The 19,538-nt window shown below is 62.5% G+C and carries 19 protein-coding genes; 4 read left to right on the top strand and 15 right to left on the bottom strand.

Features of this window, described 5'->3' with window-relative positions; translation table 11 throughout:
- The first annotated feature begins 53 nt into the window (after nucleotides 1–53).
- On the top strand, nucleotides 54–986 hold the full coding sequence (locus HOP51_RS15035; RefSeq protein ID WP_234274722.1) for a LysR substrate-binding domain-containing protein: 933 nt from the start codon (nucleotides 54–56) through the stop codon (nucleotides 984–986).
- 47 nt (nucleotides 987–1,033) lie between these two features.
- Here HOP51_RS15035 and HOP51_RS15030 read toward each other — a convergent pair whose 3' ends face one another.
- The 9 genes from HOP51_RS15030 to HOP51_RS14990 form a co-directional block, all read right to left on the bottom strand.
- Nucleotides 1,034–1,957 carry a 2-hydroxyacid dehydrogenase gene (locus HOP51_RS15030; protein ID WP_234274721.1) on the bottom strand — a complete coding sequence of 308 codons (924 nt, stop codon included), beginning with the start codon at nucleotides 1,955–1,957 and terminating at the stop codon, nucleotides 1,034–1,036.
- Nucleotides 1,958–1,973: 16 nt separating this feature from the next.
- On the bottom strand, nucleotides 1,974–2,825 hold the full coding sequence (locus tag HOP51_RS15025; protein WP_234274720.1) for a GNAT family N-acetyltransferase: 852 nt from the start codon (nucleotides 2,823–2,825) through the stop codon (nucleotides 1,974–1,976).
- A gap of 52 nt (nucleotides 2,826–2,877) precedes the next feature.
- Nucleotides 2,878–3,666, bottom strand: coding sequence for an ABC transporter permease (locus tag HOP51_RS15020; protein ID WP_234274719.1), 789 nt, complete (start codon nucleotides 3,664–3,666; stop codon nucleotides 2,878–2,880).
- Nucleotides 3,663–4,565 carry an ABC transporter permease gene (locus HOP51_RS15015; RefSeq protein WP_234274718.1) on the bottom strand — a complete coding sequence of 301 codons (903 nt, stop codon included), beginning with the start codon at nucleotides 4,563–4,565 and terminating at the stop codon, nucleotides 3,663–3,665. The genes HOP51_RS15020 and HOP51_RS15015 overlap by 4 nt, the downstream gene beginning before the upstream one ends.
- Nucleotides 4,562–4,774 (bottom strand): hypothetical protein, encoded by a 213-nt coding sequence (locus HOP51_RS15010; RefSeq protein ID WP_234274717.1) that lies wholly within the window; start codon nucleotides 4,772–4,774, stop codon nucleotides 4,562–4,564. The genes HOP51_RS15015 and HOP51_RS15010 overlap by 4 nt, the downstream gene beginning before the upstream one ends.
- Before the next feature lie 8 nt (nucleotides 4,775–4,782).
- Nucleotides 4,783–5,838, bottom strand: a complete 1,056-nt coding sequence (locus tag HOP51_RS15005) for an ABC transporter substrate-binding protein (RefSeq protein WP_234274716.1) — start codon at nucleotides 5,836–5,838, stop codon at nucleotides 4,783–4,785.
- 65 nt (nucleotides 5,839–5,903) lie between these two features.
- Nucleotides 5,904–7,211, bottom strand: a complete 1,308-nt coding sequence (locus tag HOP51_RS15000) for an NAD(P)/FAD-dependent oxidoreductase (protein ID WP_234274715.1) — start codon at nucleotides 7,209–7,211, stop codon at nucleotides 5,904–5,906.
- Between the two features lies 1 nt (nucleotide 7,212).
- Nucleotides 7,213–7,911: an HAD-IA family hydrolase gene (locus tag HOP51_RS14995; RefSeq protein WP_234274714.1), complete on the bottom strand. Its 699-nt coding sequence runs from the start codon at nucleotides 7,909–7,911 to the stop codon at nucleotides 7,213–7,215.
- A 40-nt stretch (nucleotides 7,912–7,951) separates the two neighbouring features.
- Nucleotides 7,952–9,061: an ABC transporter ATP-binding protein gene (locus tag HOP51_RS14990; RefSeq protein ID WP_234274713.1), complete on the bottom strand. Its 1,110-nt coding sequence runs from the start codon at nucleotides 9,059–9,061 to the stop codon at nucleotides 7,952–7,954.
- Nucleotides 9,062–9,168: 107 nt separating this feature from the next.
- Between HOP51_RS14990 and HOP51_RS14985 the strand changes: the two genes are divergently transcribed.
- Nucleotides 9,169–10,137 carry a LysR family transcriptional regulator gene (locus HOP51_RS14985; protein ID WP_234274712.1) on the top strand — a complete coding sequence of 323 codons (969 nt, stop codon included), beginning with the start codon at nucleotides 9,169–9,171 and terminating at the stop codon, nucleotides 10,135–10,137.
- A gap of 37 nt (nucleotides 10,138–10,174) precedes the next feature.
- Here the strand turns inward: HOP51_RS14985 and HOP51_RS14980 are convergent, their stop codons facing one another.
- From HOP51_RS14980 to HOP51_RS14965, 4 genes are read right to left on the bottom strand one after another with little or no spacing between them, the layout of a single operon-like run.
- A complete protein-coding gene (locus HOP51_RS14980) occupies nucleotides 10,175–11,023 on the bottom strand; it encodes a carbohydrate ABC transporter permease (protein WP_234274711.1) in 849 nt (282 codons plus the stop codon).
- Between the two features lie 13 nt (nucleotides 11,024–11,036).
- Nucleotides 11,037–11,924 carry a carbohydrate ABC transporter permease gene (locus HOP51_RS14975; RefSeq protein WP_234274710.1) on the bottom strand — a complete coding sequence of 296 codons (888 nt, stop codon included), beginning with the start codon at nucleotides 11,922–11,924 and terminating at the stop codon, nucleotides 11,037–11,039.
- Nucleotides 11,925–11,962: 38 nt separating this feature from the next.
- Nucleotides 11,963–13,222, bottom strand: a complete 1,260-nt coding sequence (locus HOP51_RS14970) for an ABC transporter substrate-binding protein (RefSeq protein WP_338073050.1) — start codon at nucleotides 13,220–13,222, stop codon at nucleotides 11,963–11,965.
- Between the two features lie 41 nt (nucleotides 13,223–13,263).
- On the bottom strand, nucleotides 13,264–14,517 hold the full coding sequence (locus HOP51_RS14965; protein WP_234274708.1) for an ABC transporter ATP-binding protein: 1,254 nt from the start codon (nucleotides 14,515–14,517) through the stop codon (nucleotides 13,264–13,266).
- 203 nt (nucleotides 14,518–14,720) lie between these two features.
- Between HOP51_RS14965 and HOP51_RS14960 the strand changes: the two genes are divergently transcribed.
- Together HOP51_RS14960 and HOP51_RS14955 are read left to right on the top strand one after the other, a co-directional pair.
- Nucleotides 14,721–16,292 (top strand): bifunctional GNAT family N-acetyltransferase/carbon-nitrogen hydrolase family protein, encoded by a 1,572-nt coding sequence (locus HOP51_RS14960; protein ID WP_234274707.1) that lies wholly within the window; start codon nucleotides 14,721–14,723, stop codon nucleotides 16,290–16,292.
- 3 nt (nucleotides 16,293–16,295) lie between these two features.
- Nucleotides 16,296–17,114, top strand: coding sequence for a M90 family metallopeptidase (locus tag HOP51_RS14955; protein ID WP_234274706.1), 819 nt, complete (start codon nucleotides 16,296–16,298; stop codon nucleotides 17,112–17,114).
- A gap of 2 nt (nucleotides 17,115–17,116) precedes the next feature.
- Here HOP51_RS14955 and HOP51_RS14950 read toward each other — a convergent pair whose 3' ends face one another.
- Both HOP51_RS14950 and HOP51_RS14945 read right to left on the bottom strand, forming a co-directional pair.
- Nucleotides 17,117–17,998: an NAD(P)-dependent oxidoreductase gene (locus HOP51_RS14950; RefSeq protein WP_234274705.1), complete on the bottom strand. Its 882-nt coding sequence runs from the start codon at nucleotides 17,996–17,998 to the stop codon at nucleotides 17,117–17,119.
- Nucleotides 17,999–18,044: 46 nt separating this feature from the next.
- Nucleotides 18,045–19,505: an aldehyde dehydrogenase family protein gene (locus HOP51_RS14945; RefSeq protein WP_234274704.1), complete on the bottom strand. Its 1,461-nt coding sequence runs from the start codon at nucleotides 19,503–19,505 to the stop codon at nucleotides 18,045–18,047.
- Nucleotides 19,506–19,538: the final 33 nt, after the last annotated feature.

Below are 19,538 nucleotides of genomic sequence, written 5' to 3'. Positions count from 1 at the left end.
ACTATAGACTCTCTTCATAACCTTAATGGCATGAAGAGGAGGGGTGCACTGTCATGGGCGATATCGATCGCGTCCTACGTTCCAACCTGAAGCTCCGCCATCTACAGCTGCTGGTCGCGCTAGACGAATTTCGTCATATCGGACGCGTCGCCGAGTTCCTGTCGTTGACCCAGCCCGCCGTGTCAAAGATGCTGGCCGAAATCGAACGCATGTTCGGTCTCAAGCTGTTCCTGCGCTCGACCCGCGGCACCGAGCCCACGGCCTACGGCGAAACGGTGGTGCGCTTCGCCCGCTCGGTACTGGCCGATTACGGCCGCACGCGGGACGAGATCGCCGCTGTCGAGAGCGGCGCTGCCGGCCGCGTTAGCATCGGTGCCATGGTAGTGGCAACGCCAGGTTTGCTGGTTCACGCCATGCAGCGGCTCAAGGCACACTCCCCCAACAGCACAGCGCTCGTCGAAGAGGGCGATCTAAAGCGCCTTCTGCCACGCCTGCGTGTGGGTGAACTAGATCTCCTGATCGGCCGTCTCGAACCCGGCTACGCAGCACCAGACTTAGAGACCGAAGCGCTCTACGACGAAGCGATGTGCGTGGTCGCCACCCCTTCACACCCCATTGCCGCCAACCCTTCACCTCAATGGGGCGACCTTGCCGAGCTGGCCTGGGTAGTGCCTCCCCCCTGGGCCTCGTCACGGGTGAAACTCAACCAGATGTTCTACAAGCATGGCCTCAATCCGCCTGCCGATCTGATCGAAACAGCCTCCTTCCTCGCCACCCTGACCTTCGTGCAGCAGCGTCCCGCCATCGGCTACCTAGCATATGGCGTGGCACACCACTTCGAGACGCAAGGGCTGCTCAAGATCCTGCCGCTGGAGATTCCCATCGAACTCCCACCAGTGGGCATCATCACCCTGCGCGGCAAAATGAAGACACCCACCTGCCAACAGGCGATCGAGTGCCTGCGTCAGGTGGCAGCAGAACAATAGCGAGCGCGGGCGACACGCAGATCGAGCCAACGATGCAAAAGAATCGCTCAATAGCCACGCGTTCGATCAACGGTGCCTACCATCTTCTGCCCTACGCGGTGTCGGGCAATGTTATCCAGCACCATCTCGATCGCGCTTTCGGGCTGGGTCATGCTGGCCACGTGAGGCGTCAACAAAACACGCGGATGGCGCCACAGCGGGTGATCCGCGGGAGGTGGCTCGGGGTCGAGCACATCCAGCACGGCTGCCGATAGATGCTCACTGTCCAGCGCCTCCAACAAGTCAGCCATGACCAGGTGCGGGCCGCGGCCAACATTGACCAGCGAGGCACCGTGGGGCAACTGCGCGAACAGCTCGGCATTGAGAATGCCTCGGGTCTCGGCGGTCAGCGGCAGCAGACAGACCAGTACTTGGCTGCTGGACAGGAAGCTCGATAACTCGTCGTCACCGGCAAAACACGCCACACCTTCGAGCTGACGGCGTGTGCGGCTCCAACCCTGACAGGCAAAGCCCAGGGCGGTCAGGCGCTGAGCTGCGGCGGCGCCCAACTGCCCCAGCCCGAGGATGCCCACGCGGCACTGCGAGGCGGGGCGTACCCGCCAGGCCTGCCAGTTCGCCTCGCGCTGCTGGGCGATGTAATCGATCAGGTTGCGATGCAGCGCCAGCACCGCCATGGCCACATACTCCTGCATAGTGGCAACGATGCCTGGTTCCTGCATACGCACCAGCGGTACCTGGGGGGGTATGGCAGCGAAATCGAACTGATCGACACCGGCCCCGAGCGAGAAAACGACTTCAAGGTTGGAGAAACGAGCCAGATCTTCTATCGGCGCCCAGGTGCCTAGATAGCGCACCTCTTCGGGACTACCAATATCCGGCCACAAGCGAAAATCAATATCCGGCGCACGCTGCGCAAACAAGCGCTGCCACTCCCAGCCGCGCTCAGGGTCGGCGTTGTAGACGAAACTCACCAAAATAACTCCCATTTTAGCCTAGAGCATGACTCGCAAGAGCATAACGACATGCGGGCCCTGTTGAAGGCAGAGTGTCGCCAGCCACCATGCATTGAACACGCCCGACCTCTTTAAGCCCTCGCTTTGCGAGCCAGTTGGATAGTTCGGCATCTGGGGTATCCAGTCTTACGAAACGCCCCGCCAGTTGCTCGAGCCAGGCATCGATCAGTGTCTGGGCTATTCTCGGGGTCAGCGCGATCACCGGACCGATGACATGGCCGTGGCCGAATTCTCGATTCAAGGCGAAGCCGGCCAATTGGCCACCTGGCTCTTCCATTACCAAGGCTTCCCCCTCTTCCAGCAAGGCATGCAGTAGCTCATGACGCGGACTGCCTACGGCCTGGACATCAAGTGCTGACAACGCTTTGGCATCTCTTGACAGGACCAGTCGCACACCATGCGGCGGGAAGGGATTAGCCCCTAGCAGCGTATCGCCGTCACGTCGCGACATGCCTTGGCACTGATGAACCCAGCCAGACGGGCTAAACCCCAGAGCACGATACAGGCCAATACCTTCAGTGGTGGAATACAGCTCGATGCGTGACGCCGTGATCGACGCCATTGCCGCCTCGGCAAGACGCTTTCCTAATCCCTTTCGCTGATGGACTGGAGACACCAAGACGGATCCCAATGTCGCAAGCTGGGCGCTGAACGACCAGTACAGCACCGTCCCGATTAGCGTTTGCTCCTCGACTAGCGCATAGCCCTGGCCAAGGGTCATCAGCAGATGCCAATCCTGGATACGATGTGGCCAGCCCACCTCGGTGGAGAGTCTCACGGCCTGAGCTATATGATGCTTTTCCAACCGGATGAGTCGAGCGCTCATGCAGTCTCCTCTCCCCGAAGCCAAGGTTGGTTTGCCAAGTCTATTACCGCCTTCATGCCGGTACCTGCTTACGCGCCATGACCATCAACATCACAAGCGCAAATGATGTGGCAGTCAGCAACGTGCTGATGGCGGCAATGGTCGGGTCTATCTCATCACGCAGCGCGGTGAACATACGCACCGTCAGAGTCTGGTTCTGACCACCGGAAATGAACAACGCCACCATGGTTTCATCCAGTGCCTGGATGAAGGCGAAGATCGCCCCGGTCACCACGCTGGGCATGATTTGCGGCAGGGTAACGACCATAAAGCTGCGAAAGCGGTTCATGCCCAGACTTCTCGCCACCATTTCTTGCGTTTGATCGAATCCATGCAGGCCTGCAGTGACCGCCGTGATCACGTAGGGTAGCGCCAGCATCACATCGGCCATGATCAAGCCGGGGATGGTGTACAGCATCCCCGACAACGCATAGATGAAGAACACGCCCGTGGCGACGATGATGATCGGCACGATCAGCGGTAACAACAGTACGATCTTCAGGTAGCGCATCAGCTGGTGCGTCGAGCAATTGATGGCATAGGCCGCCGCTATACCAATCGGTGTGGCGATCAGGGCCGTAGAAAATGCCACGATCAGGCTGGTCTTTGCCGCCGCCATCCAGCCAGGATTGCCGAAGAACGTTTCGTACCAACGAAACGAGTAATTGGATGGTGGAAAGGAGAGGAAGCGGCTGTCCGAGAACGACATGGGTAGCACGATGAGAACCGGCAAGATCAGGAAGACCAGCACCAACGCCACGTAACCAATGAAGACGATCCGACCCAAGGATAATTTATTCATTTCGCACCGAGTATTCTCTCAAGGGGAACCAGGCGGCTGACCACATAGAAGATGGCCAGCACACAGATCAGCAGCACCACGCTGACGGCACTGGCGGCACCCCAATCGCTGTACAGCTGAATATTGCGACTGACCAACATTGATGCCATGACTGTACGGCCGCCGCCCACCAGCTCCGGTGTGATGTAGAAACCCAGGCACAGCACGAACACGAGCGTCATCCCCGCCAACACACCGCTCAGCGACAAGGGAAAGAACACCCGCATGAAAACGTGCAACGGGCTTCCACCCAGGCTGGCCCCCGCCTGCACGAGGTCCTGAGGAATCTTCTGCATGGTGGCGTACAACGGCAGCACCATGAACGGCAGCAGGATGTGCACGGTGGCGATGATAGTGCCGAGCTCGTTGTGCATCAGCGCCAGCGGCGAATCGGTGAGGCCGCTGGCTATCAGGGTCTGATTGACCACGCCGGAGCGCTGCAGCAGGATCAGCCAGGCATAGGCCCTGACCAGCACACTGGTCCAGAAAGGTAGGATCACCAGGGCCAGAATCAGCATCGCCCAGCGTTGCGGCAATATCGAGGCGGCATAGGCAACCGGGTAACCCATCAGCAATGCCAGCAAGGTAACGATGACACTGATTCGAAAAGTAAGGAAAAAGGTGTTCCAGTAAATACCTTCGGTGAAGATTCGCCGGTAATGCTCCAGGCTGAGTGCACCATCGGCATAGAAGGACTGCATGATCAGCCAGCTCAAGGGCACGATGAGTAATGCAAACACCACCAGCACGGCCGGCGACATTAGCATCATCATCAAGACATGCTCACGACGCCGATGGCGCAGCGATGGGTCGATGGCATTTGCGGCAGCGTAGCGGTCATGAATCGCGGTGGCTTTCAAGGCGCTTCTCCTGTCGTGACAGTGGAGGCGACACAGCCGATGCCACACACCAAGCTTTTGTCTGAAAAGTCGGCGAGCGAAGGCCAGACAAGGCAAAAATCGGCAAAAAGATGGAGTTTACGAGGTGTAAATGAGTACTTTGAGCCGATTTTTAACGCCGTATGGCCGAGCGCAGCCAGTTTTCGGACAAGGCCTAAGGTGTGCGGCATCGGCGTTCTCATTGCTGCATGAACTCGAGCCAGCGACGCTCGGCCTGCTCACCTTCCGCAGAGGACCACCACTCGTAGGACATCAGCACCTGACGCTCGGCGTTCTCCGGGTAGCTCGGCAGTTCCCGGGCACGCTCTTCTGGAATCTTGCCGATATCGAAAGCGGCCGGATTGCCCGGGCCATAGTCGATATGCAGCGGCAGGTTGGCCTGGTATTGCGGGTCGATGGCCGCATTGAGGAATTCGACTGCCATATCGAGGTTGGGCGCCCCCTTGATGATGCAGAGGTGGGTATTCTGAAGAATGCCTTCGTTATAGGTGAAATCGGCGTTGGCGCCCTCGTTCATGATGGCACTGACGCGCCCGTTCCACATCATCAACATGTCGACTTCGCCATCGTAGAGCAGTTGGGCAGACTGGCCTCCCGAGGTCCACCAGGTAGAAATATGCGGTTTGATCTCCTCCAGTTTCTCGAAGGCGCGATCGACATCCAGTGGATACAACTCGTCCGGTGTCACCCCATCCGCCAGCAGCGCTGCTTCCAGCGTTCCCAGGGGGTGGTTGCGCAGGGCGCGGTTGCCGGGAAATTCCTCGACGTTCCAGAAATCCGCCCACGTCTCAGGCGGGTTACCATTGAAGGCATCGGGGTTGTAAGCCAGCACGCTGGAATAGAACTCATAGGCGACGGAGTAAGGGGTCTTGTACTCCTCGGGCATCGATTCGGCGTTGGGGACCCGGCTGAAATCGAGCGGCTCGATCAGATCTTGGTTGCCGCCACGAACGCAGTTCAGCGGCGGCGTGTCGACTACGTCCCACACGGCCTGTCCGGTGGTTCCCTGGGTGCGGATCATCGGCCAGGCATCCGGGGCGCTCTCCTGATGAATGGTGATATTCAGCGCCTCGGCAACGGGGTCCAGGATGGCCACCGTTTGGGCCTCCTGATAGGCGCCGCCCTGGGAAACGAAAGTGATCTGTCCCGCGGCCATGGTGTGGGAAACTCCCACTGTTCCCGCTAGGGCCACGCTGGTTACCATCAAAGTCTTCAAGCCATGCGTCTGTTTCATCTTGTTGTCTCCGCTGCTGATGACATTTGCGATCTATATGCACTCAGAGGAGCTGCATATGTGGCTCAGCGTCCGATCGCGTCGAGAAATTGATACCAACCCGCTACTAGCCGCACCGCCACTTCCCGCAAAGGGTAGAGCGGTACGGCCTTGAGACGACTCGCCTCCAGAAGCGCCACGTTCGGCGATTCGCCAATGGCGAAATCCGCCGCCAAACGACCCAGCAGGGTGGACATCGCCACGCCCGCGCCGTTATAGCCGGCCGCATAGCTGAGTCGATCGTCGAACCGCCCCACATGGGGTAACGCATCCATGGTCATGCCGACATGCCCCGACCAGCGATGGGTAACAGACACTTCTGCCAAGTCAGGAAACAGCCCGACCATCGCCCACTGCAGGGCATCGAACGCCGCCTTCGAATCGCGCTTACCAAAAGCGCCACGCCCGCCGAATACGATGCGGCCATCTACCTTGCGGAACCAGCGCATCATGCGGCGTGTTTCTCCATAGCTCCTGGCATGGACCAGCAGTCGTTGTTGCAGCGCCGCCGGCAGCACTTCGGTGGCGATGATTGAGCTGCGAAACGGCACCAACCGGGACTTGACCATGCTGCTTGCTGGGGTGAGGTCGGAGTAAGCATTGGTCGCCATGATGGCCTGGCGCGCACGAATCTCCCCCTGCTCGGTCACGACCCGAATTCCATTGGCATCGCGACGAATGCCGGTGACCGGTGTGCGCTCGAAGAGGATCGCACCGTGACGTTGCGTCAGGCCCTCGGCCAGACCGCGCACGTAGTTCAAGGGATGCAGGGTGCCGACACCACGACTCAAGACACCGCCAGTGAAGGCGCTAGACCCCGTCTCCTCGGCCACCTCACTCGCCGATAACGTAAACAGCGAATCATCGCCCAGCTCACGGCGCATCCACTCCGCCTCCTCGGCGATGTAGCCAAACGCCCGCTCGGTATGCGCACAACGCAGGTTGCCGCAGCGGGTGAAGCGGGCGCCCACCAGGCCATACTCCTCGACCAGGGACTCCACCTCATTCACCGATTGTTGGGCGAGACGGTGCATACGACGTGCCACCTCCATGCCATGCCCCTGGGCGATGGCGGGAAACGCCAGGCGGAACTTAGCCGATACTACGCCGCCATTGCGGCCGCTGGCCCCCCAGCCGACCGACTTGGCGTCCACCACCAGGGGAGCGACGCCGAGCTGTGCCAGGCGATGGGCCGCAGTCAGGCCGGTATAGCCAGCACCGATGATGACGACATCGGCCTGAGCATCGCCCCGCAGACACGGCAGGTCGAGCTCTGTATCCGCCATGTCGCACCATAGCGAGGCAATGCCGGTGTCCGGCCACGGCCCACTCATGTCACACGCCCTCCACGGCGTCGGCCAATGCCTTGAGCGTAGCGAAGTGGAAGTCCGGTCGAGTCACTTGCTTGGGCTCGGGGGTGCCGCCAAAGCCTTGCTGCCCTTGGCGCCGCTCGATCCAGCAGGTGGTGTAGCCAAGCTCGCTGGCAACGCCGATATCGTGGTATTGGCTCTGGGCAACGTGCAGGATTTCCGAGAACTTGTAGCCATTGGCCGCCTGACGTCCCCGGTTGTAGGCAAAGAACTGGGGGTTGGGCTTGGCCACTCCGGTATCGTCGCAAGTGACGCTATCGTCGAACGGGTCTTCCAGGGTATGGGAGTAGCATGAAAAGGCGGTGCGATCGGCATTGGTCATGGCTACCAGCCGGTAGTGCTTGCGCAGGCGTTTGAGGGCATCCACCGAATCCTCGAACGCCGGCCAGCGAAACACCGCCATCTGGAAGGCTTCCGCGATTGCTGGCTCAGCAGGCAGCTTCAGCTCCTCGGCCAGGGAGCGGTAGACATCGGCCATGGCGCTGCTCGACCGCCCCGGGAAGCGGTCACGCCCACGCTTGTAGGCGTCGAAGATGGCGGTGTCGCTCAGGTCCAGGGCCGCGCTTCCACCCAGTCGACGAACCGCGTCCAACACACCCGTTTCGAAATCGATCAGCGTGCCCACGACATCGAAAGTCAGAACTTTGAAGTTGGAAAGTTCCATGATCGTCAATGACTCCTGTTTCTTGTGCTTCGAGATAACGTCAGGCGACGTGTGCCGCCGGGTGTCGACATCCGGTGCGGGGCACGACGATGGTGTCCTCCGGATGCAGGACCACTGTCAGGCTTTCGCCGATCGGTGGAATCTTCTGCTGCCCCATATGGTGGCTGGGTTGGCGTAGGCTGATGGCGGAGCCATCGTCCATTTCGAGAAACAGCCGCAGGCTGTCACCCTGGTAGACGATTTCACGCACGCGGCAGTGCAGGCGGTTGACCCCGGCCTCGTGGTGCCCGTCATCGATCAACAGCTTCTCGGTTTGTACGGCAAGGAGCAGTTCAGAATGCGGTGGCAGCGGTCTTGCCGAGTGCAGAGTGAGCTTGCCAAGCTTGACTCTGTGCGCATCGACTCGCGTCACCGGCAACAATGTGGAGTCGCCAATGAAGCTTGCCACGAAGGAATCCTCGGGCTCGTTGTGCAGCGTTTCAGGGGTGCCGATCTGCACCAGCCGGCCGTCCTTGAGAATCGCCACTCGATCGCTCATGGTCAGCGCCTCACGCTGATCATGGGTTACGTAGACGATGGTCGCGCCCAGCTTGCGATGCAGTTGGCGCAGCTCGATCTGCATCGTCTCGCGCAGCTGTTTGTCCAGCGCAGACAGCGGTTCGTCCATCAGGATCAAGCGAGGCTCGAAAACCATGGCTCGAGCCAGGGCCACCCGTTGGCGCTGCCCACCCGAGAGCTGTGAGATGCCACGCTCCTGGTAGCCGTCGAGTTCCACCATTGCCAGCGCCTGGCGCACTCGCTCCGGCCAGGTGGACTTGGGAAGCCTTCGGGCACGTAGAGGAAACGCAACGTTCTCGCCGACCGTCATGTGTGGGAACAGCGCGTAGCTCTGGAAAACCACGCCAATATTGCGCTTGTGAGGCGGCATGTAGGTCATGTCCTGATCGCCAACCCACACCGAGCCGGATGAAGGCAACACGAACCCACCGAGGGCACCAAGCAGCGTGGTCTTGCCCGACCCCGAGGGGCCGAGGAGCGAGACGAACTCACCAGGCTCAATATCTAAAGTTATGTCATCCAGGGCAGTCGTACCGCCATAGCGCTTACTGACCGAGCGGATAGAGACGCCGACACTGTCTCGTTTTTTCATGGAAAACCTCGTCTTATTATTGTGTAAATAGCTATTGGAATTGAGTACAGCAGATCGAAAGATAGCCGGCAATTGCGAAATTCTTTGCCTTTCCATAACCTTATGTCATGCCAACCTTACGCCGCCAACTACCCAGCGCCAACGCCCTGTTCGTCTTCGAATCGGCCGCACGCTGCGGCAATTTCACCAAGGCGGCTGCCGAACTGGGAGTCACCCAGCCGGCGGTCAGCCGCATGCTGTCGCTTCTGGAGAGTCATCTGGAGGTGCAGCTCTTCCTGCGCACGCCAAACGGCACCGTGCTGACCGAGAATGGCAAGATTCTGTATCAGGGAATCACTGAGGGCTTTCAGAGCATCGAGAGGGCAATCCAGGAAATCAGAGCCCGTAGCACAGGGCTCGAGACGGTCACCTTATCGGTGTCGACCGCCTTCACCACCCATTGGCTGATGCCGCGCATGCACAAGCTCCAAGCCGAGTTTCCTTCCATCGACCTGCGCTTCCAACTGATCTCCGGTTCGGTGGGTGGTTCGGTGGAAGATGTCGATCTGGGCATGAGGTTCGTCAGCGGGGAGGACGTCCACCACCAGGCTGCACTGATTCTGCCAGAGATACTGGTGCCCGTGTGCAGCCCGGCTTATCACGAACAACATCTGACTGGTGAACACCGCGACTCAGGCGTCACGCTCATCAGCCTGAGTGATAGCCGCATCGACTGGTTCGAACTGTTCCCCGGCTTCCAGAGCGAAGCGCTGGGCAGCGCCCACTCGCTGGTCTTCTCGGACTATGCCGTTGTGTTGCAGGCCGCCCTGCTAGGCCAGGGCATTGCCGTAGGTTGGATGAATGTCGTCTCGTATTGGCTGGACACCGGCGCGCTGATGCCGGCTCCCGCCAAGTCAACCGCCATCGCAACCGAACGCCTCTGTCATCTCATCCACTCACGCAAGAAGCCACTGAGCTCGGCTGCCGCCGAGGTGCGCGACTGGATCATCGAGGAAACCCGCAAGGATGTCGCCAAGGTGGCCAGCCGTTATCCAGAACTTGAACTGGAAGCGCTGATAGCGCCCACCCGTCGCTGATCTTCTTGGTACGCCCCCCCGGCAACTACGATGCTTCCTAGCGAATCCCCGCCCTGAGGAACGACTGCACGAACTGGCGCTGGAACAGCAGGAAGGCGACCAGCAGCGGGGCGATGCTGAGCAGCGTAGCGGCACTGACGGTGGCCCAGTTGACGCCGGTCTCGGGTGCCGAGAAGATGCCGAGCCCTACGGTGAGCGGGCGGCTCTCCACCGAGTTGGTCACCACCAGCGGCCACAGGAAGTTGTTCCAGTGATGGCTAATCGAGACCAGGCCGTAGGCCAGGTAGGTCGGCTTAGCCAAGGGCACGTAGACCTTGAGCAGGATCGCCATCCAGCCGCAGCCCTCCACCCGGGCCGCCTCCTCCAGCTCGCGGGGGATGGTCTTGAAGGTCTGGCGCAGCAGGAAGATGCCGAAGGCGCTGGCGACGTAAGGCAGCCCGATCCCGGTAATGGTATCGACTAGCCCCAGGCCGCTGGCAATACGATAGTTCTCGACGATCAGCACCTCGGGAAAAACGAACAGCTGAATCAGCACCAGCATGAACAGCGCATCGCGACCGGGGATGGGGAAGCGGGCGAAGGCGAAGCCCGCCAGGGTACAGACCACGAACTGCGCCAGCACCACGCCGGTGACCAGCAGGAAGGTATTGAGGTAGTAGCGGGCGAATGGCGCCTGGGCCCAGGCGTTGGCGAAGTTATCCAGCGTCAGCGGGGCGAATAGGTCGAAGCGCACCATGTAGGCCGGCGGATGGAAGGCGGCCCAGATAGCGTAGAGCAGCGGAAATATCCAGACGATGGCCAGCAGCCAGGCGGCCGTTGTCTCGAGGCTCGGTATCCTCAAGAGAAACGACTTACGAGCAGTAGCTGGAATCGCGGTCTGGTTCATTGTCTCGCGACCTTTATTGATAGTGCGTTCTGCGATCGATCACGGTGAACTTGAGCGTGGCCACCATCGCCAGCACCAGCAGGATCACCACGGTGATGGTGGCGGCATAGGTGCGGTCGAAGAACGAGAAGGCGTTCTCGTAGACGTAGTAGAGCAGCAGGTTGGTGGCGTTGTTGGGCCCGCCCTTGGTCAGGATGAACAGGTGGTCGACTACCCGCACGGCATTGATCAGCGCATTGATCAGCACGAACAGTGTGGTCGGCATCAGCAGCGGGAAAGTCACCCGCCAGAAGAAGCTCCAGCGGCTGGTACCTTCCAGGTCCGAGGCCTCCTTCAATTCCGGCGGGATGCTCTGCAGCGCCGCCAGGTAGAAGATCATGAAGAAGCCGGCCTCCTTCCACACCGTCATCACGATCACCGAGGTCAACGCCACGCCGGGGTCGCCCAGCCAGTTGACGCCGGAGAGCCCCAGCGCGCCGAGCAGCTTGTTGAATAGGCCGATCTGCGGCGCGTAGAAGAACATCCAGATATTGGCTGCGGCGATCATCGGCAGGATGGTCGGGGTGAAGTAGGCCATACGCACCAGGCCGCGCCCCGGCAGGCGGGCGTTGACGAACAGCGCCATGCCCAGCGCCAGGGCAATGGAAGTCGGAATGGTGCCGAGCGCATAGAGAAGGTTGTTGCGCGCCACCCGCCAGAAGGTACGGTCCTCCATTAGCACGGTGTAGTTCTCGAGCCCGACGAACTCCGGCGGCGCGCCACGAAAGCCGGGCAGGAAGAAGCTGTTGATCAACGTCGCCACGGTGGGCAGATAGGCAAAGGTACCGAGCAACACCGCCGCCGGCAGCAGCAACAGCGCACCGTAGATCTGCATGCGTCGGTCGGCGTTGTGGATCAGCATGGCTTGCCCCGGCTCCCTGCTAGCGTCGTCTCATTACCTCAGCGGGAGCGTGCGTAGCGGCGCAAGGCAGCATCGGCTTCGGCCTGGGCCTGCTTGAGCGCCTCCTCCGGCGACATCTGCCCGGTCAGCGCCGCCTGCACGGCATTGTCCAGCGCCCGGCGCACCCGTCCGCCCTGATAGGTGGCCAGCTCCGCCGTGGCATGCTCGAGCTGGTCGCGGGCCACCGCCGCTGGCGCGAACTCCTCGACGTAGTTGCGCAGTGCCTCGGTCTCATAGGACGCCGGGCTTACGCCCATGTAGCCAGTCTCGATCGACCAGGCCGCGGCACGCTCGGGATCCGTCATCCAGCGGATAAAGGTCATCGCCGCGCGCTGCTCCTCCTCGCTGCTGTCCTTGAACAGGTAGAAGTTGCCGCCGCCGGTGGGGCTGCCGCGCTGGGTGTTCATGGGCAGCATCGCCACGCCGAAATCGAAGCCCGCCTCATTACGCACCGCAGTGAGGTTGCCGGTGGTGTGCCACATCATGGCGGAGGCCTGCTCAATGAAGTTCTGGCGAAGCGTGCCCCATTCGATGGTGCCGTCGGGCATGGCCTGGTGATCGCGAGAGAGCGACACCCAATACTCCAGTGCCTCGATGGCGGCCGGGTCGTCGAAGTAGACCTCGGTGCCTTCCTCGTTCATCAGTCGGTGGCCGTTCTGGAAGGCGAAGGCCTGGAACATCCAGTAGGGATAACCGGTGGAGGGTACCATCACGCCCCACTGCTCTCCGCCGCTTGCCTCGCGCACCGCGGCGGCCATCTCGGCCATTTCCTCCCAGTTCTCCGGCGGCGTCTCCGGATCGAGCCCGGCTGCCTCGAAGGCGTCCTTGTTCCAGTAGAGCACGATGGTGGAACGCTGGAACGGAATCCCGTAGGTCTGGCCGTCGATCTGGCCGTTCTCCATCAGCCCCGGATAAAAACCATCGAGCCATTCGCGCTCCTCGTCGGTCTCGATGACTTCATCGAACGCGATGATGGCGTCCTGCTCCAGCAGGTCGAACAGGTCGATGGAGAACAGCACAGAGAGCTGCGGCGCATTACCCGCCTCGATGGCCGACATGGCCCGTACCCGGGTATCGTCGTAGTTACCGGCGTAGATGGCATTCACCGAGATATCGGGATGCTCGTTCTCGAACTCAGCCACCAAGCCATCGATCACGTCGGTCAGGGCCCCACCCACAGAGATCGGATAGTACATGGTCAGTTCGGTTTGGGCCTGGGCGGTCAGCGGGCCGCTTGCCAGCAGGCCGACCAGGGCCATTGCGCTCATCCGGCCGCTCTTGGTGAGCGTGAAGCGTGCGTTCATCGGTTCACTCCTGAAGAGTCGTTCCCTACGTGGTTGGACGAGGCTCGGGCCTCGTTGTCTTGCAATGGCGCCTGCGCCGCGGTGGAAAGGCCCGGCTCGATACGGTGACGTCCGGGAGGCGCGGCAAGGTCGTGTCCCACAATCGCCAGCCGCCGCCCATCGCTTGCGTCGAAGAAATGCGCCGCCTCGCGGCGCCACTGCAGACGGCACGCCGAACCGGCAGTGACGGCCGGCTTGCCGTCGAGCCGCGCACGCAACTGCTGACTGCCGACCTTGAGCCGTACGATGCTGTCGGCACCAAGGTATTCGGCGTCGACCACCTCGGCGGGCACGCCGTGGGCGTCGGCCGGCAGCAAGCGGATATCCTCAGGACGCACACCCAGCCAGTGGCCCTTGGCCTCGTGAGCCGCCACACTGCAGTGAGGCTCGCCTTCGATCACCGCACCGTCGGCGGCAGCGGCGAGCATTACCAGGTTCATCGCCGGGCCGCCAATGAAACCGGCGGCGAACGCCGTCGCCGGCTTGGCGTAGAGCTCTTCAGGCGTACCATCCTGCACGATGCCGCCGTCCTGCATCAGAATCACTCGGTCGCCCATGCTCATTGCCTCCACCTGATCATGGGTGACGTAGATTACCGTCATGCCGAGACGCTGCTGCAACGCCTTGATCTCGCGGCGCATCTCGCCGCGCAGGCGGGCGTCAAGGTTGGAGAGTGGCTCGTCCATCAGGCAGATGGGGTGTTCGGAGATGATCGCCCGAGCCAGGGCGACCCGCTGGCGCTGGCCGCCGGAGAGCTGCGCCGGCTTGCGTTCGAGATAAGCTTCGAGATCGACCAGTTGGGCCACTCGCGCCAGCCGATCGCGCCGCTCGGTCTTGGGCACCTTGCGGCTGCGCAGGCCAAAGACGATGTTGTCGGCCACGTTGAGGTGGGGAAATAGCGCGTAGGACTGGAACACCATGCTGATGCCCCGGTCGCCAGGCGGCAGGTGGGTAACGTCACGCTCACCGATGTGGATACGCCCGGCGCTGGCCTGCTCGAGCCCGGCGATCATGCGCAGTGTGGTCGACTTGCCACAGCCCGAGGGACCGAGCAGGATGACGAACTCGCCCGGCGCCACGTCGAAGCCGATGCTGTCGACGGCCACGGTCTCGCCCCAGCGTTTGCTGACGCTCTCGAGCCGGATTTGCTGACGGTTCCTCAGGTCGACATGCGAACTCTGGCGTCGCTGATTGTTATTGTCTGGGTTCATGCTGCATCCGCGTTGCCCGTGAAGGCGTGGCATGGCTGTCATCAATTCTCCCGAACTCAGCGTAGCCGGTAATTCGACAATCTGCGGCCATCCTGGCGCCTTTCGATGACGAAGCGATGACGGAATGACGACCGATGGCGACGTCCTGGCGGCCTTACCGCATGCTAGAATGGCGGTTTTCCCCTGATCAGGAACCGAGCGCAATGTCCCTTGACGACCTGCATCTCAATCTCCGCAACCTGACGCAGGACGATTACCCTCAGCTCAAGCAGCTGATGGATGCCGTCTACGACGACATCGGTGGCGCCTGGCCGCAGCATTCCATCGACCGGCTGATCCAGGAGTTCCCCGACGGCCAGATCGCCATCGAGGACGACGAGCGGCTGGTGGGCGTGGCGCTGACCGTGCGGGTCGACTACGACGAGTTCTCCAATCCACACAAGTATGACGACCTGGTGGGTAACCGCGAGATCATCCTCAACGACCCCGAAGGCGATGCCATGTACGGGCTGGACGTGCTGATCCATCCCGCCTATCGCGGCTACCGCCTGGGCCGACGCCTCTACGAAGCGCGCAAGGAGCTGTGCCGCTCGCTCAACCTACGGGCGATACTGGCCGGAGGGCGCATCCCCCAGTACCACGAACACGCCGGGGAGCTCTCGCCCACCGAGTACATCGAACAGGTGGCACGTAAGGCGATCTACGACCCGATCCTGTCGTTCCAACTGGCCAACGACTTCCAGGTCAAGCGGCTGTTGCGCAAGTATCTGCCCGAAGACGAGAAATCCCAGGGTTACGCCACTCTGCTGGAGTGGAACAACATTCTCTATGAACCCGCCGAGCGGGTATTGGAGAACCGCCCCACCCAGGTGCGCGTGGGGGCGGTGCAGTGGCAGATGCGCGAGTGCGCCTCGGTGGAGTCGGTGCTGCAGCAGGTGGAGTACTTCGTCGACGCCATCTCCAGCTACCAGAGCGATTTTGCCGTCTTCCCGGAGCTGTTCAATGCACCGCTGATGGGCCTGCAGGACCGCGCCACCCAGCAGGACCAGCTCGCCGCCATTCGCTACCTGGCCGGTTTCACCGAGCAGTTCAAGACCGAGATATCGCGCATGGCGGTCTCCTACAACATTAACATCATTGCCGGCTCGATGATCGAGGTGGGCGAGGACGACCGGCTCTACAACGTCAGCTACTTGTGCCACCGCGACGGCCACGTGGAGCACCAGTCCAAGCTCCACATCACCCCTCAGGAGCGTCGCGAGTGGGTGATCGAAGGCGGCGACGAACTGCGCGTGTTCGAGACCGACGCCGGGCGCGTCGGCATCCTGATCTGCTATGACGTGGAGTTCCCCGAACTCGGCCGACTGCTGGCCGACCAGGACATGGACATCCTGTTCGTGCCGTTCTGGACCGATACCAAGAACGGCTACCTGCGGGTGCGCCACTGCGCCCAGGCGCGAGCCATCGAGAACGAGTGCTACGTGGTGCTGTGCGGCAGCGTGGGCAACGTGCCGTCGATTCGTAACCTGGACATCCAGTACGCCCAGTCGGCGGTGTTCTCGCCCTCGGACTTCGCCTTCCCTCACGACGCCGTGCTCTCCGAGACCACGCCCAACACCGAGATGGTGATCTTCTCGGACCTCGACCTCACCCGGCTCACCGTGGTGCGCGCCGAGGGCTCGGTAACCAATCTCAAGGACCGACGCAAGGATCTCTTCGACCTGCGCTGGCGCGACTGGTCGTGGAAGTCCGGCGCACGGCAGGAAGAGAGCTGAGCCATGTTTGGTCGCCTGCGCCGCTGGCGGGCCGAACGCTTCGAGGCCCGCCACCCGTTCCCGGCGAAGGCCTGGGCCGAGGCCCGCTCACGCCTGCCGCTGCTGGCCTTCCTCGGCGATGACGAGGCCATGCGTCTGGGGCGGCGTGCCTGGCGCTTCCTGCATGCCAAGCGCCTGAGCATGCACCCCGACCTGGCCGCGAGCACACCGTTCGACGAGCCCGCGCAGCTCGCTCTGGCTGCCCAGGCCTGCCTGCTGACGCTGGGCTGGTCGGAAGATGACCACGACGAGGCGTTCGGCGGCTTTCACGAAATCCTGATCCTGCCCGACGCCTTCCACCGCCAGGTGGAGGAGATGGACGAATTCGGCGTGATGCACGCCTACGAGGACGAGCGGGCGGGAGAGACCTCGCACCAGGGCCCGGTGGTGGTGGCCTTTCCCGACCTGATGGAGAGCGGCGACTTCACCGGCTTCAACGTGGTCATTCACGAGGTGGCCCACAAGCTCGACATGAGCAACTCGCTCGACGTCGATGGTTTCCCGCCGCTGCCTCGCGACCTGGACCCGAAGGAGTGGCACCGCGTCTTCACCGCAGTGTGGGATGACTTGCAGGCGCACCTCGAACGCGGCGAGGCGCCGCCCATCGACGATTACGCCGCCACCCACCCCGGCGAGTGCTTCGCCGTATGCTGCGAGTACTTCTTCAGCGCCCCCGACGTGCTCAGCGGCGCCTACTCCGAACTCTACGACCTGCTCAGGCGCTACTTCCGCCAGGACCCGCTACGCCGTCTGCCCGAAGCTGACGCCACCACGCACGCCTGAGTTCATTTTCCCTCCAGCAGGCTGACCAGTTCAGGCACCGGCCGCTCGGCATGACCCGAGTCGCTGGCCTGCCGATAGAGCGCCAGCACCGCCTCGGCCACGCCATGCTCGGCGGCGAGATCCTCGGTCATGGTGCGGTAGTAGCCGATGTCCTTGAGCGCATTGGCCACGCTGAAGCGAAACCCCGAAGGATCGTCGGCTTCGATGTAAGGGCGTAGCCGCTCGAGCACCACTCCGCCGCCGCCGCCCTTGCCCAGTACGTCGAGCAGCGCCGCGTCGTCGATGCCGGCCCGGCGCGAGGCTGCCGCGGCTTCGGCCAATACCGCGGTGAAGCCCAGCGAAACGAAGTTGTGCAACAGCTTCAGGGTATGGCCCGCTCCTACCGGCCCGGCGTGGGCGATGTTCTCGGCGAAGCACTCGAGCAGCGGGCGCACCTCGGTGAACAGCGCCTCCGGCGCGCCGACGATCAGGTTCAGCCGCCCCTCCTCGGCTTCCTTGGGCGTGCGGGTCATGGCGGCGTCCATGAAACGCCCGCCCGCCGCTTCCACTCGGGCGGCAACCCGTTCGGTGGAGCTCGGCAGCGCCGTGGAACAGTCGATTATCACCGTTTCGGGCGCCAGTCCTTCGAGCACCCCGCCCGGCTCGAACAGCACCGCCTCCACCTGGGGCGAGCCGGTCACGCACAGAATCACTACCTCGGCGGCCTCGGCCACCTCGCGTCCGTTGCTCTTGGCCACCGCACCAGCGCCCAGCAGGTCCTCCACCGGTTGGTTGCCCGGGTGATCCAGGAAGCACAGTGCATGCCCTCCGCGCAGAATGTTGGCGGCGATGCCATGCCCCATCAGGCCGACTCCGATCAGGCCAACCTTGCGTGATTGCTTCATGCCACTTCTCCTCTTCACCGATGTCTCGTTGCCGGCCGCTTTCGGATCATCCGTGCTTCAGTGCCACGGTCTTCAGTCGCGTATAGCTGCGCAACCCCTCGAAGCCCTTCTCGCGACCGTGCCCGGAGCGCCCCACGCCGCCGAACGGCAGCTCGATGCCGCCGCCCGCACCATAGTTGTTGATGAATACCTGGCCGCTGCGAATGCCCTTGGCCAGGCGCAGCTGACGACCCCCGTCGCGGGTCCAAATGCCTGCACACAGACCGAAGTCGGTGGCGTTGGCCAGCCGCAGCGCCTCAGCTTCGTCGTGGAAGACCTGCACCGCCAGCACGGGGCCGAACAGCTCTTCGCGTAGCACGGCGTGGCCAGCGGGTATGTCGGTGAGCAACTGTGGCACGACGAAGTGACCGCCGCTCGGTGCTCCTTCGGCCAGTTGCCCCTTGGCCGCCACCCGCACGCCATCGGCCTGGGCGGCTTCCAGGCTCGCCTCCAGCCGGGCCTTCTGGCGGGCGTTGATCAACGGCCCGCAGTCGGCATCCGCCTCGCCGGCAGCACAGTGCAGCGTCGAGAAACGTTCGGCCAGCGCTCGCAACAGCGCCTCGGCGCAGCTCGCCTCCACCAGCAGGCGGCTGCCGGCCGAGCAAGTCTGGCCGGCGTTCTGCACGATACCGCGCACTACCGCTTCCAGCGCGGCCTCGAGGTCGGCATCGGCAAAGACGATCTGCGGTGACTTGCCACCCAGTTCCAGCGTCACCGGCACATGGTGCGCCGCTGCGGCCTGGGCCACATGAGTGCCTGTCTCGGGCGAGCCGGTGAACGAGAGGTGGTCGATGGCCGGATGCGACGCCAGGGCCGCCCCCGCTTCATGCCCCAGCCCCGGCACCACGTTCAACACGCCGGGCGGCAAGCCGTTCTCCTGGGCCAACTGGGCCAGCCGCAGCACGCTCAAACAGGCGTCCTCGGCGGGCTTGAGCACTACGGTGTTGCCAACAGCCAAGGCCGCCGCCACGCAGCGACCGAAGATCTGCGCCGGATAGTTCCAGGGAATGATCTGGGCACATACGCCATAGGGTTCGCGCAGGGTAAGCACGGCGAAGCCTTCGTCGAACGGGATCGTCTCGCCGTGCAGCTTGTCGGCCCCGCCGCCATAGAAACGGAAATAGCGGGCGCAGGCGGCAATGTCGCCGCGTGCCTGGGTCATCGGCTTGCCGGTGTCGGCGCACTCCAGCGCCGCCAGGTTGTCGCGGTCGGCGTCAATGGCGTCGGCGAAGGCCAGCAGCCACTCGCCACGATGCCGGGCCGTCCAGCGGGCCCAATTGCCTACGCTGCCGGCAAAGGCGCGTCTCGCGGCATCCACCGCGACCATGATCTCCTCCGTCTGGCAGCGGGCGATCTGCGCAATGGTCTGACCACTGGAGGGCGTCTGCACCTCCAGCAGCGCCTGGGTCGGCACCCATTCGCCGCCGATCAGGGCGTCGCTCGGGGGGGTTACGGGCAAAGCGGTCATGTTTCCTCCTTGTCTCTTGTCATTGTCGTTGTC

Source organism: Billgrantia zhangzhouensis (assembly GCF_021404465.1).
GTDB lineage: Bacteria > Pseudomonadota > Gammaproteobacteria > Pseudomonadales > Halomonadaceae > Halomonas > Halomonas zhangzhouensis.
The sequence above is the reverse complement of the archived record's forward strand: the minus strand, read 5'-3'. Positions and strand labels throughout refer to the sequence as shown.

Excerpts from the sequence above, each read along its gene's own strand:
- HOP51_RS15020 (WP_234274719.1), bottom strand. The coding sequence starts at position 3,666 with ATGAATAAATTATCCTTGGGTCGGATCGTCTTCATTGGTTACGTGGCG.
- HOP51_RS15005 (WP_234274716.1), bottom strand. The coding sequence starts at position 5,838 with ATGAAACAGACGCATGGCTTGAAGACTTTGATGGTAACCAGCGTGGCC.
- HOP51_RS14950 (WP_234274705.1), bottom strand. The coding sequence starts at position 17,998 with ATGAAGCAATCACGCAAGGTTGGCCTGATCGGAGTCGGCCTGATGGGG.
- HOP51_RS14955 (WP_234274706.1), top strand. The coding sequence starts at position 16,296 with ATGTTTGGTCGCCTGCGCCGCTGGCGGGCCGAACGCTTCGAGGCCCGC.
- HOP51_RS14970 (WP_338073050.1), bottom strand. The coding sequence starts at position 13,222 with ATGGCCCTGGTCGGCCTGCTGGCAAGCGGCCCGCTGACCGCCCAGGCC.
- HOP51_RS14985 (WP_234274712.1), top strand. The coding sequence starts at position 9,169 with ATGCCAACCTTACGCCGCCAACTACCCAGCGCCAACGCCCTGTTCGTC.
- HOP51_RS14995 (WP_234274714.1), bottom strand. The coding sequence starts at position 7,911 with ATGGAACTTTCCAACTTCAAAGTTCTGACTTTCGATGTCGTGGGCACG.
- HOP51_RS15025 (WP_234274720.1), bottom strand. The coding sequence starts at position 2,825 with ATGAGCGCTCGACTCATCCGGTTGGAAAAGCATCATATAGCTCAGGCC.
- HOP51_RS14990 (WP_234274713.1), bottom strand. The coding sequence starts at position 9,061 with ATGAAAAAACGAGACAGTGTCGGCGTCTCTATCCGCTCGGTCAGTAAG.
- HOP51_RS14945 (WP_234274704.1), bottom strand. The coding sequence starts at position 19,505 with ATGACCGCTTTGCCCGTAACCCCCCCGAGCGACGCCCTGATCGGCGGC.
- HOP51_RS15010 (WP_234274717.1), bottom strand. The coding sequence starts at position 4,774 with ATGCCGCACACCTTAGGCCTTGTCCGAAAACTGGCTGCGCTCGGCCAT.
- HOP51_RS14980 (WP_234274711.1), bottom strand. The coding sequence starts at position 11,023 with ATGAACCAGACCGCGATTCCAGCTACTGCTCGTAAGTCGTTTCTCTTG.
- HOP51_RS15000 (WP_234274715.1), bottom strand. The coding sequence starts at position 7,211 with ATGAGTGGGCCGTGGCCGGACACCGGCATTGCCTCGCTATGGTGCGAC.
- HOP51_RS14960 (WP_234274707.1), top strand. The coding sequence starts at position 14,721 with ATGTCCCTTGACGACCTGCATCTCAATCTCCGCAACCTGACGCAGGAC.
- HOP51_RS15035 (WP_234274722.1), top strand. The coding sequence starts at position 54 with ATGGGCGATATCGATCGCGTCCTACGTTCCAACCTGAAGCTCCGCCAT.
- HOP51_RS14975 (WP_234274710.1), bottom strand. The coding sequence starts at position 11,924 with ATGCTGATCCACAACGCCGACCGACGCATGCAGATCTACGGTGCGCTG.
- HOP51_RS14965 (WP_234274708.1), bottom strand. The coding sequence starts at position 14,517 with ATGAACCCAGACAATAACAATCAGCGACGCCAGAGTTCGCATGTCGAC.